This window comes from Pseudomonas sp. DCB_AW (assembly GCF_026240895.1).
GTDB classification, from domain to species: Bacteria; Pseudomonadota; Gammaproteobacteria; order Pseudomonadales; family Pseudomonadaceae; genus Aquipseudomonas; species Aquipseudomonas kermanshahensis.
In genome coordinates this window covers 94,664-105,155 of sequence record NZ_JAPFCE010000015.1, presented here as the reverse complement: position 1 = coordinate 105,155, position 10,492 = coordinate 94,664, and the positions used below count along the sequence as shown (strand labels likewise).

Genomic DNA, 10,492 nt, shown 5'->3' with positions numbered 1-10,492 from the left:
AAATGACTATGTGATTTCTCGCATGGTCACTTGTGATGCTGATAATCTTTGTGACTATCAGTCCGTACTCACAAGCACCCACACGAATTGCTTGATTCAATTTGTTAAAGAGCGTTTGGTTAAGAGCTTTTCGTCTAAACCGAGGCGCGCATTCTACGCTTTCCTCATTTGCTGTCAAGCGTTTATTTTGAAGTTTTTAACTTCGCTTTCTTTCGAAAGCTTTCAACTTCAACAACTTGCCGCTTGCCCCGAAGCGTTCATCGCTGCGAGGAGGCGAATAATACGCGCTTTGAAATCAGAGTCAACACCCTGATCTAAAAAAACTTTCCAGTAGTGTTTGCCCGCCCTTCGCAACTAATGAACACGCAACCGATCTGTAGATAAACACCCCACGGAGCGTGGCAACCATGAGCGAGACGCAAAGCGAGAAAACGCCAGGCCTGTCGGCGGACGAAGAGCAGGAGGTCAGCCATAACCAGCCGCCAAGGGCAGCGGTGCTGCATGAGATCATTCGCTACCAGGGCGACCAAGAGCTTGAGCGCACGATCGCAGCCCTGTGGTGGTCAGCGCTGGCCGCCGGGTTGTCGATGGGGCTCTCGCTCATGGCCATGGGGTTGTTCTATGCCCGCCTCCCCGAGGGCGACAGCGCCCAGGTGATTGCAAGCATTGGCTACAGTGCAGGTTTCCTGGCGGTGATCCTCGCTCGCCAGCAACTGTTTACAGAGAACACACTCACCGCCGTGCTGCCGGTGATGACCTCGCCTACCCTGGCCAACCTGGGTCGCCTGCTGCGCCTATGGAGCGTGGTATTGCTCGGCAACCTGGCCGGCACCCTGCTGGTGGCCTGGGTCATGCTGGAACTGCCGATCTTCGACGGCAAGACCGACGTGGCCTTCCTAGAGGTCGGGCGCAAGGTAATGAAGAACGACATCGGCCAGATGTTCGCCAAAGGCATCGTGTCGGGCTGGATGATCGCCACCATGGTCTGGATGATCCCGTCGATGGAGCACGCCAAGATCTGGATCATCCTGATGATCACTTACTTCATGGCGCTGGGTGACTTCACCCATATTGTCGTCGGTTCGGTGGAAGTGTCCTACCTGGTCTGGGCCGGTGAAGAGACCTGGCGCAGCTTCTTGCTGGCATTCGCCCTGCCGACCCTCGCCGGCAACATCATTGGTGGCAGCTTCATCTTCGCGCTGATCAGCCATGCGCAGGTGCGCAGTGACAGCGGTAAACCGCCTTCGCGTTTACTGGACGACCAGAAGCCGCCCTCACCTCGCCAGCGAGACACTGAAAAATGACCCTCAGCGCTCCGCCACGGCGCGCTCTGTCGACCGCTCTCGCTGATGCGCAGGTTTGGGCTGCCACCAGTTCTGCCCGGCATGCGGCGAGTCCAGGCTGACCCGCTCGCCCATCTGCGGGGTGCATAGCCGCACCTGCGCTTGCTCAGTGAGGGCCAGGATGCGCTCGAATGGCTCTTGCCAGGCATGGGTGGACAAGTCGAAGGTGCCGTTATGAATCGGCAGCATCCAGCGCCCCTGCAGGTCGAGGTGTGCCTGCAGGCTCTGCTCCGGCTGCATGTGCACGCTCGGCCAGGCGACGTTATAGGCCCCGGTCTCGATCAGAGTCAGGTCGAAAGGCCCGAAACGCTCACCGACCTGCTTGAAGCCCTCGAAGTAGCCTGTATCGCCGCTGAAAAACAACCGCAGCTGTTCATCGATCACCACCCAGGACGCCCACAAGGTCCGGTTACTGTCGAACAGGCCACGCCCTGAAAAGTGCTGTGCTGGGGTCGCGACAAAGCGTACCCCTTCAACTTCAGTGTCCTGCCACCAGTCCAGTTGGCGCACCTTGTCTGCTGCAACCCCCCATTCGATCAGCAGGTCACCCACCCCAAGCGGTGCCAGAAACACCCCCGTACGCGGGGCAAGCCGTCGAATCGCCTGCTCATCCAGATGATCGAAGTGATCATGGGACAGGATCACCGCGGCCAATGGCGGCAGTTCGTCCAGGCCAAGCGGTGGCGCATGGAAACGTTGCGGCCCTGCCCACTGCACCGGTGAGGCGCGCTCGGCGAATACCGGGTCGGTAATAAAGAAGCGCCCACGCAACTTCAGCAATATCGTGGAATGGCCAAGGCGCCACAGGCTGTGATCAGGTGCATCAAGCACCTGCTGCCGGGTCATGGGCTGCACATGGAGAGGGGTGGAGGGCCGAGTGTCGGGCGGCTTGCGCAAAAACAGGTACTTGAGGCCGATGCGCAGCTTTTTCATCACGCCGTCTTGAGGCAGGCTGGCCTGATTATGGAAACGACCGTCCCGTTGAGGCGCCGACTCGCCGGCAGCGTTAGCCATGGGAACCATGAGCATGAGCACTCCAAGCAACAGGAAAGCCTTCATATTACCCCACAGTGATCAGATCAACCGTGAATTGGCTTGTAAGGTCATTTTTCATAGATGAAACACTGTTCAACAATATTCACACGCGTTATGCGATAAACGGCGCCTTAGCAGAAGAACGATGACCATGATGGACAACCGCAGCGGCAAGGGCCTTTCTTTCGTCAAGCGCATCTACCTGCCGCGCATCATCGGCATGGGCATCGGCCTGTTCAGTGTAATGGCTGCCATGGCGCCGCTATCGCCGCCTACCTGGGTCTGGCTGCTGGTGCTCTTCAACGGGATTGTCTGGCCGCATTTAGCCTACCGGTGGGCGATGCGCTCGGCAGCGCCTTATCAGGCAGAACAGCGCAACCTGCTGCTGGACTCGCTGATGGGCGGCTTTTGGACCGCCGCCATGCACTTCAACCCACTGCCCAGCGTGACCGTGCTGTCGATGATGACCATGAACAACGTGGCCGCAGGCGGCAAGCGCCTGGTCGTTCGCGGCGTGCTGGCCCAGCTTGCCGGCATGCTCCTGGCCACGCTCGTGCTCGGCCCTGGCTTGCAACTCACTGCCACGCCCTTGCAGGTTTACGCGTGCTTGCCCATGCTGACGCTCTACCCGCTGGCCCTGGGCTGGGTCTGCTACCGCCTGGCAATCAAACTGGCAGAGCACAAGCGCCGCCTCAGTGCGCTAAGCCTTACCGACAGCCTGACCGGGTTGCTCAACCACGGTGCCTGGAAAGACCTGCTGCTGCTCAAGTTCCAGACCTGCCAGCAACAGCAGCAACAGGCGGTCATCGCCCTGATCGACATCGACCACTTCAAGACCATCAACGACACGTTTGGCCACGTAGTCGGCGATTGCGTCCTGCGCCAGATGAGCGAAGAGCTCAAACGCAACCTGCGTGAGGTCGACCAGGCCGGGCGCTACGGTGGCGACGAGTTCTGCGTGATCCTGCCGGACACCAACGAGGCCCAGGCCTGCCTGGCCATGGAGCGCTTGCGCGAGCGGGTGGCGAGCTACCGCAACCCGCAATTACCACACTTGCGGATCAGCCTCAGCATCGGCCTGTCTGCCTTCGACGCCGACCTTGAATCCCCCGAACACTGGCTCGAACAGGCCGACAAGGCGCTCTACACCGCCAAGCACGCTGGCCGCGACCAGGTCAATTTCGCGCAACGCGAGGCCACCGGCCTCAGGCTGGCCTATCCTGACTGAACCTCCTTCCTGATTGCCTTGCGGGAGGCTGCTGTTCTTGAAGGAGTCACCCGCACATGGCCAGGACCGCCAACCTTCCACCCACCCTACCCACACCCCGATTTCAAGTTCGCCGCTTGATTGCAGGCTTTTGCGTGGTCTTTGGCCTGGCCTGCCTGGTCACCTTGGGCGCATTGCTCAACATCGCCGCCACCCTCGATCACCAAGAGCAACAGCGCAGCGCCTTCCATGCCTCGCAAGCCCTCGAGCAACGGCTGCTTGCCTCACGCCAGTTCCTGTCCAGCTATGCCGTGTGGGATGCCGCCTTTGAACACTTGGCCGGCAAGGCGGACTGGCAGTGGGCCTATGAAGAGAAGAACGTCGGGGAATCGCTATACAGCGCCAGTGGCTACGAAGGTGTGTTCGTGGTGGACGACCAGCGCACCACCTACGCCCTGTTCAAAGGCAAGCCCAGTGAAGCGAGCGCCAGCACTTATATAGAAGCGCCGCTGCAACCCATCATCAATGAAGCGCGGGGGGCTGCCAGCGCCCGCGAACAAATCACCCGGTTCGTGCTGTTCAACGGATGGCCCGCCGTGCTCAGCGCCGCGGCCGTACGCCCAGACAAGGACGTGTCGGACAGCGAAGTGCGCCAGGCACCCGTCATGCTGTTCGTCGACCAGTTGACCGACGACAAACTCACACGGTTGGGTACCGGCGCCGGCCTGGCGGGCATGCATCTCGAGAAAGATGCTACCGGCGAGCACGGCCAGCAGCGTATCGCGCTGGGCGATACCGGCTTCCACCTGGCCTGGACCAGCCCGCTGCCGGGCCAGCAATTGCTGTGGGCGATGCTGCCGCCGCTGCTGTGCGCGCTGCTGATACTCGGCCTGGTGATGCTTTACCTGTTCCGCCACGCCTTGCGCAGCTCCCGCGCCATCGACCTTAGCCTGGCGCGCCTGCAGCAGAGCAACCAGGCCCTGGAGGCCAGCGAGCAGCGTTTTCGCGCCGTCGCCGAAGCCGCATCCGACTGGATCTGGGAAACCGACCGACAACAACGCCTGACCTATCTTTCACAGCGTTTCGTCAGCGTCACCGGCTACCCGGTGGACGACTGGCTGGGCCAGCCGGTAAACCAGCTGCTGGCCTGCGACACCACGCCACTCTCACCCTGGCTGGACGCATTGGCCGCCGCCGACCCACAGCAGTTGGCAAACCTGCGCTGTACCTACCGTGACCACAATGGGCAAAACCGCTATTGCCGCATCTCGGCGCGGGCAATCTGGTACGACGGCAAACCGACGGGTTTTCGCGGCACCGCCAGCGACATCACTGACGAAGTCGACGCCCATGCACGCATCCAGCACCTGTCACTGCATGACCCGCTGACCGGGCTTGCCAACCGCAACAAACTCGCTCGGCACCTTGAGCAGTTGTTATTGCGCGGCAGCGACTCGCCCCCACTCACGTTGCTGCTGCTGGACCTGGACAACTTCAAGCCGATCAACGATTCCCTCGGCCATGCCGCCGGTGACGCTGTGCTGCAAGAGGTGGCGACACGCCTGCGCGACACCACCCGCGATGTCGACCTGGTCGCGCGCCTGGGTGGCGACGAGTTCATCCTGGTACTCAATGGCATGGATAACCGCACTGAAGTCGACCGCTTCTGCGCCCGCCTGATTAGCCTGCTGCAGCAACCTATCGTCTTCGACAACCAGCCCCTGCATATCGGCGCCAGCATCGGCGTCGCCCAGAGCCGCACCCTGGGCTTCGATGCCGGCGAACTGATCCGCTGCGCCGACATCGCGCTGTACCAGGCCAAAGCGGAGGGCAAGAACACCTGGCGCTACTTCGCCGCCGAAATGAACAAACAGATCCAGTACCGCCGACAACTGGAGAATGATCTACGCCGGGCCCTGCAAAACCAGGAATTCGCGTTGCATTACCAGCCACGCTATCGCCTGGGCGACCTGCGCATCGTCGCGGTCGAAGCCCTGCTGCGCTGGCAGCACCCGCAGGAGGGGTTGCTCGGGCCAGACACCTTCATCCCGCTGGCCGAGCAGAGCGACATCATTGTCGCGCTGGGCCGCTGGGTGCTGCGCGAAGCCTGCCGCACGGCCCACGACTGGCCGGAGGGCCTGCTGATATCGGTAAACCTGTCACCTGCGCAGTTCTTGCGCAGCGACGTGGTGGCCGATGTGCGCGAGATCCTGTTGGAAACCGCGTTCCCCGCCCAGCGCCTTGAACTGGAAATCACCGAAAACGTGATGCTCAACGACATCGAAGGCGCGCTAAGCACCATGCTTTCGCTAAAGGAGCTGGGCGTTCGCCTGAACATGGATGACTTTGGCACCGGTTACTCATCGCTGGGCTATCTGCGCACGTACCCGTTCGACAGCATCAAGATCGACAAACGCTTCATTGCTGGGCTGAACAACACCAGTGGCAATGATCGCGCCGTGGTGCAAGCCATCATCAACCTGGGTGAAGCCATGGGGCTGACCGTGACGGCCGAGGGCGTAGAAAGTGAACAGCAGCTCAAAACACTAGAAAAGGACGGCTGCCATGAGGTGCAGGGTTATTTCCTGAGCCGGCCTTTACCTAAAGAAGCGCTCGAAGCCTTGCTGCAACAGGCGCCCACAGGCTCGGCCAGGCGCCTGCCGTAAAGGCAGCCTTCGCAGAACAAGGCTGCCCCCCTGAACAGCAGGGCGTCAGCGCTTGTTGCGCTCGGCCACGATCTCGGGCAAATCACTGCGCCGCAGGTAAGTACGCAAGGGCTCGCCAATGTTCAAGCGGTCATCCACATGCTGGTCCAGCAACAGTGCCAGGCGTTGTCGGCACAACGCCATGCGCGGGCCTTGCTCGGGCCGCCAGACGAATTCGCTGCAGGGGGTGATACTGTCGTCGGCCACGTCCATGCCGAACGAGTCCTCGGAAAAACGCACGATATGAACGCCGCGCTTGCCATGAAAGCCAACGAAACCGTTGAGCTGCTCCGCCGCGTTGCAGATGTCCTGGGAAGTGATGGCCATGCCGTAACCTCGCAATCAAGTCGAAAGTGACGCACGCCGGGCTGCAAACGGTCGCCTCTGCCGGGCAACTCGCAGCGGCCAGCCTAACGCAAGTCACCGCGCATTCGCCAAGGTTTTCCGCCAGCCGCCGGCAGCCCCGTAAGAGGGTTCGGCCTTCCCTTCATTGCGTAACCTGGTCCTCATGCACCTGCACGCTGGCAGTCATGCCGGCACTCAGGTTCATGCCCTGCGGGATCTCGTCCAGGCGGATCCGCACTGGTATCCGCTGCGCCAGGCGCACCCAGTTGAAGGTCGGCTCCACCTCCGGCAACAGTTGGCTGTCCGGGTTACTGTTGCGGTCGGTGATACCCCGGCTGATGCTCTCCACATGCCCCTGCATTGCCTCGCCCGCCCCCATCAGCCAGACCTTGACCGTGTCACCGACGCGGATGCGCGGCAGTTTGGTTTCTTCAAAGTAGGCCTGGATATAGAAAGTCGAATCGTCCACCAAGGCCATCACCGACTCCCCGGTGTTCACGTAGTTGCCCTGGGCCAGGCGCAGGTTGGTGATATGGCCACTGCGCGGCGCCCGCACTTCGCTGCGCGCCAGGTTGATCTTGGCCACTTGCAGTTGCGCCTCGGCCTCATGCAGTTCACCGCGGGCGATGGCGGCGTTGATCTGGGCATTTTCACGCAGCTCGGCACTGATTGCCTCCGGCCCCAGGGCAGTACGCCGCGCCGCTTCGCGCTCGCGCAAGCGCAGTTGCTGGGCGCGGGTCTCGGTCACGGCGCTGGCCTGGTCGAAGGCTGCCTGGAAGCGTTCACGGTCGATGCTCATGAGCAAATCGCCCGCCTTGACCTGCTGGTTGTCATGCACCTTGAGCTCACGCACCCAACCGGAAACGTCAGGTGCGATCACCACCACGTCGGCACGCACCCGGGCATCGCGGGTCCAGGGTGTCAGCATGTAGTACTGCCACAGCTGGTAGCCTGCCAACAGGGCAAGGGCCACCACACACAGGGTTACCAGGGTACGTACGGCGGCACGCATTGAATCACTCCTTACAAAAATCGTTACAAGAGCCTTTATGCAGCCCCTAGTACTCGCACCACCAGGAACAACACACACACGAACAACGCCGCGTCGAACAGCGCTTCATGCCAGATCCAGCGACCCAACGGCGTGGCTTGCACCAACAAGCGCAACACCCCGGTGAGCACCAACGCCAGCAGCACATAAATCAGAAACGGGCTCAGCAGCACACCGCCCAGCGCCCATTCACGCAACCCCATGCACGTCCTCCTGCCAGCGGCACCATTTGCCCCAGCTCTTCTGCAACTGCAGCACTGCACCTTCAGCCAGGCGCAAGGGGTCGCTTGCCGGCAGCCGACGCAAGGCGGCGATGAATTGTTCACTGGCGCTGTCCAGCCGTTGCCCGCGGCCCGGCGCCGGCCCCTTGGCCAGCACCGCCTCCACCTGCTGCAGGTACTCGCGTTCAGCGCGGCCCAACGGCGCCTGGGCGACCGCCAGGCACATGCGCAGGTGCACCAGTTCGTCGCCGATGTCCAGGCCGTGCAAGCCGTCATCCCAACGCTTGCGCTCGCTTTCGGGCAATTCGCCGGCATGCCGCGCCAGTTGCAAGAGGCGATCGGCCATACGCCCGCCAAACCAGCTGTCGGCGCCACGCAGGTCGCGCCGGGTCAGGCGCACCAGGTCGCTTTGGGTCGCCGCCCGCAAGCGCCGGCCCAGCCAGGCCGGGTGACGGAACACCAACAAACGAAAGGCCATCACCGCAGCAGACACGCCCACCAGCATCGCCAGCGCGCTGTTGAGCATGCTGGCCACGCCAAACTGCATGGCATTGAGCGGCGATACCAACACGATGAAGTGCAGGCAATACGAAGTCGCGGTCGCGCCGGTACGCGGGTGGGCCATGCCCAGCGCCCCCAGAAACAGCGGCACACCCATGCCCAGGCAGAGCATGGCGAAGCTGCTCCACTGCGGCAAAAGAATCTGCCCGACCAGAAACGCCGCGGGGATCGCCAAAAAGATGCCGCGCAAGAAACTAAGGCCGATCTGAGCGCCGTTTTCGCGGCTGGCAAACAGGCTGCAGACCACACAGGTCAGCACCAGGCCGCCCGGCGCAGAGGGCCAGGCGGTCGCCAGCCAGAAGCCACTCATCACCAGAAACGCCAGCGCGCTGCGTGAACCGAACAACAGTGCCAGCGACCAGTCGCGGTGTGCGGCCAGGCCCTGGGACACATCCTTGGGCGCCCTGCCCGCTTCGACGTCGTCCAGCGCCTGGGTCGCAGCCATCGCGTAGTCCAGCAACAGCGTCATGCGCGCCAGGCAGTAATGTTCGGCAGCGCTGATCTGCTCATCATGGGCGGCATCCCAGATGCGTTGGCGCAACAGCAACAGGCCGGGTTGGTCGGGTGCACCCAACTGCGTGCGCACCGCCTCCAGCCAGGGCGCCAGGTGCCGGGCTTCACCTTCATCGAGCTGGCGCCACTGCCGGCGCACCGAACGGGAGATACGCAGCAGCACCATCAGCTTCTGGCTCAGGCCGCGAATGGCGCGCGCCCGCTGACGCCCGCGATTGCCTTCGAACCAGGCATGTTCGCGCTGGCTGTCGATGGCGACGATGCGCCCAAGGCTTTCCAGCAGCCCTTTGCGCGCTTCATCCTCTCCCCCCAGCATGGCACTGGCCGCCTGCAGGCCATTTTGCCAAGCCTGCCGGGCTTGCCCGCTCAGTTGCTGTTCCACGCGCAGCGGCCAGATCAGGGCGCTGGTGGCGGTAGCGCAGAAAATCCCCAGGCAGATCTCGGTGCAGCGCGCCACGGCCTGGTCGAACACCTGCAACGGGTGGTCGATCGCCGGCAGGGCGATGATCGCGGCGGTGTAGCCGGCTAGCACAAAGGCGTAGGCCCAGGCACTGCGCAGCTGCGTTGACGCGGCCGTGCACAGTGCCAGCCACAGCGCGAGGGTGATCAGGAACAGGCCTGGCGTCTGGGCGAACAAGCCGATAAAAACTACCGACATGAACGTGCCGACCAAGGTGCCGGCCAGGCGCGCAAGGCCCTTCTGCACCACCATGCCGGACAACGGCTGAGCCACGATGAATGCCGTCATCAATGCCCATGACGGCTGCTCCAACCCCCAGCGCATCGCCAGCCAAAGCGCCAGGCCGCCACCGAGCACGGTCTTGATGGCGAACTTGAGGGCGAGGCTGCTGGGTGCGAACAGGGCCTGGAGAGTGATGGGCACGAGGCGGACCTTGCGGGGATGATCAGGTAAACGATAGACAATGAAGCGAAGGATAATGCGGAAACGATTAATTAGCTAGCTAATCATCTTTATTGAGATGCGCTGCCCAACTTTTAGCAGGCAAAAAAAATGGGCGACCGAAGTCGCCCTAAATGCCTTGCGTGCTCGTGAACCCGGAAGGTCAGCGCGGCTTGCGCTTGTTCGAGTCCTTCCAGATGAAAATGCCCAGACCGGCAAAGAATGCGACCATCAACCCGACCGTTACCACACCTGCGATAACCACGTTGTCGAAGAACATGTCGGCCTCCCTCTTCGTTTGCCGTTGTCCGATGGATGCAAGGTAACGAATGTGGGGGCGGGGAAAATTGACCGGGGTCAATGGTGCCCGGGACCGGGCACGCGAGGCGGGCGCAGGGTTGACCTGCGTCAAGTTTCAGCGCTTCTTGGGCTTGCCCTTAGGCTTCTTTTTCTTTGCCGTGCTCAGGGGCATGGCTTGCTCGAAGGCCTGGCGCACTTCGTTCAGGCGCTTTTCCTTGAGGTCGTGGACGCGCTTGGCACGTTCGGCATCGAAATCGATGAGGTTGTCTTGACTCATGGGTGGGCTCGACGATCAACAGAGACTTGCATG

Annotated in this window: 10 protein-coding genes and 1 pseudogene; 4 read left to right on the top strand and 7 right to left on the bottom strand. The window is 62.0% G+C overall.

What is annotated here, in order from left to right; translation table 11 throughout:
• Positions 1 to 313: pseudogene (locus OO306_RS11925) on the top strand (hypothetical protein); the annotation flags it as partial.
• A 94-nt stretch (positions 314 to 407) separates the two neighbouring features.
• Positions 408 to 1,304 (top strand): formate/nitrite transporter family protein, encoded by an 897-nt coding sequence (locus OO306_RS11920; RefSeq protein WP_099430238.1) that lies wholly within the window; start codon positions 408 to 410, stop codon positions 1,302 to 1,304.
• A 3-nt stretch (positions 1,305 to 1,307) separates the two neighbouring features.
• Here OO306_RS11920 and OO306_RS11915 read toward each other — a convergent pair whose 3' ends face one another.
• Complete coding sequence (locus tag OO306_RS11915; RefSeq protein ID WP_265968805.1) at positions 1,308 to 2,402, bottom strand: MBL fold metallo-hydrolase; 1,095 nt, start codon at positions 2,400 to 2,402, stop codon at positions 1,308 to 1,310.
• A gap of 130 nt (positions 2,403 to 2,532) precedes the next feature.
• Here OO306_RS11915 and OO306_RS11910 point away from each other — a divergent pair, with 130 nt between their 5' ends.
• Both OO306_RS11910 and OO306_RS11905 read left to right on the top strand, forming a co-directional pair.
• Positions 2,533 to 3,606 (top strand): diguanylate cyclase, encoded by a 1,074-nt coding sequence (locus tag OO306_RS11910; RefSeq protein WP_099430962.1) that lies wholly within the window; start codon positions 2,533 to 2,535, stop codon positions 3,604 to 3,606.
• Positions 3,607 to 3,662: 56 nt separating this feature from the next.
• On the top strand, positions 3,663 to 6,251 hold the full coding sequence (locus tag OO306_RS11905) for an EAL domain-containing protein (protein WP_265968804.1): 2,589 nt from the start codon (positions 3,663 to 3,665) through the stop codon (positions 6,249 to 6,251).
• A gap of 45 nt (positions 6,252 to 6,296) precedes the next feature.
• Here the strand turns inward: OO306_RS11905 and OO306_RS11900 are convergent, their stop codons facing one another.
• The 6 genes from OO306_RS11900 to OO306_RS11880 form a co-directional block, all read right to left on the bottom strand.
• Positions 6,297 to 6,617 carry a DUF2025 family protein gene (locus OO306_RS11900; RefSeq protein WP_186702577.1) on the bottom strand — a complete coding sequence of 107 codons (321 nt, stop codon included), beginning with the start codon at positions 6,615 to 6,617 and terminating at the stop codon, positions 6,297 to 6,299.
• Between the two features lie 160 nt (positions 6,618 to 6,777).
• The gene (locus tag OO306_RS11895; protein WP_265968803.1) at positions 6,778 to 7,647 is read right to left on the bottom strand and encodes an HlyD family secretion protein; all 870 of its coding nucleotides are present in this window, start codon (positions 7,645 to 7,647) and stop codon (positions 6,778 to 6,780) included.
• A gap of 35 nt (positions 7,648 to 7,682) precedes the next feature.
• The gene (locus OO306_RS11890) at positions 7,683 to 7,889 is read right to left on the bottom strand and encodes a DUF1656 domain-containing protein (protein WP_027594247.1); all 207 of its coding nucleotides are present in this window, start codon (positions 7,887 to 7,889) and stop codon (positions 7,683 to 7,685) included.
• A complete protein-coding gene (locus tag OO306_RS11885; protein ID WP_265968801.1) occupies positions 7,876 to 9,864 on the bottom strand; it encodes an FUSC family protein in 1,989 nt (662 codons plus the stop codon). Before OO306_RS11885 ends, OO306_RS11890 begins: the two co-directional genes overlap by 14 nt.
• Positions 9,865 to 10,045: 181 nt before the next feature.
• On the bottom strand, positions 10,046 to 10,162 hold the full coding sequence (gene ccoM, locus OO306_RS28340; protein ID WP_003254862.1) for a cytochrome c oxidase subunit CcoM: 117 nt from the start codon (positions 10,160 to 10,162) through the stop codon (positions 10,046 to 10,048).
• A 135-nt stretch (positions 10,163 to 10,297) separates the two neighbouring features.
• Positions 10,298 to 10,459 (bottom strand): hypothetical protein, encoded by a 162-nt coding sequence (locus OO306_RS11880; RefSeq protein ID WP_176515004.1) that lies wholly within the window; start codon positions 10,457 to 10,459, stop codon positions 10,298 to 10,300.
• Between the last annotated feature and the right edge of the window lie 33 nt (positions 10,460 to 10,492).

Excerpts from the sequence above, each read along its gene's own strand:
- OO306_RS11905 (WP_265968804.1), top strand. The coding sequence starts at position 3,663 with ATGGCCAGGACCGCCAACCTTCCACCCACCCTACCCACACCCCGATTT.
- OO306_RS11920 (WP_099430238.1), top strand. The coding sequence starts at position 408 with ATGAGCGAGACGCAAAGCGAGAAAACGCCAGGCCTGTCGGCGGACGAA.
- OO306_RS11895 (WP_265968803.1), bottom strand. The coding sequence starts at position 7,647 with ATGCGTGCCGCCGTACGTACCCTGGTAACCCTGTGTGTGGTGGCCCTT.
- OO306_RS11915 (WP_265968805.1), bottom strand. The coding sequence starts at position 2,402 with ATGAAGGCTTTCCTGTTGCTTGGAGTGCTCATGCTCATGGTTCCCATG.
- OO306_RS11910 (WP_099430962.1), top strand. The coding sequence starts at position 2,533 with ATGGACAACCGCAGCGGCAAGGGCCTTTCTTTCGTCAAGCGCATCTAC.
- ccoM (WP_003254862.1), bottom strand. The coding sequence starts at position 10,162 with ATGTTCTTCGACAACGTGGTTATCGCAGGTGTGGTAACGGTCGGGTTG.
- OO306_RS11880 (WP_176515004.1), bottom strand. The coding sequence starts at position 10,459 with ATGAGTCAAGACAACCTCATCGATTTCGATGCCGAACGTGCCAAGCGC.
- OO306_RS11900 (WP_186702577.1), bottom strand. The coding sequence starts at position 6,617 with ATGGCCATCACTTCCCAGGACATCTGCAACGCGGCGGAGCAGCTCAAC.
- OO306_RS11890 (WP_027594247.1), bottom strand. The coding sequence starts at position 7,889 with ATGGGGTTGCGTGAATGGGCGCTGGGCGGTGTGCTGCTGAGCCCGTTT.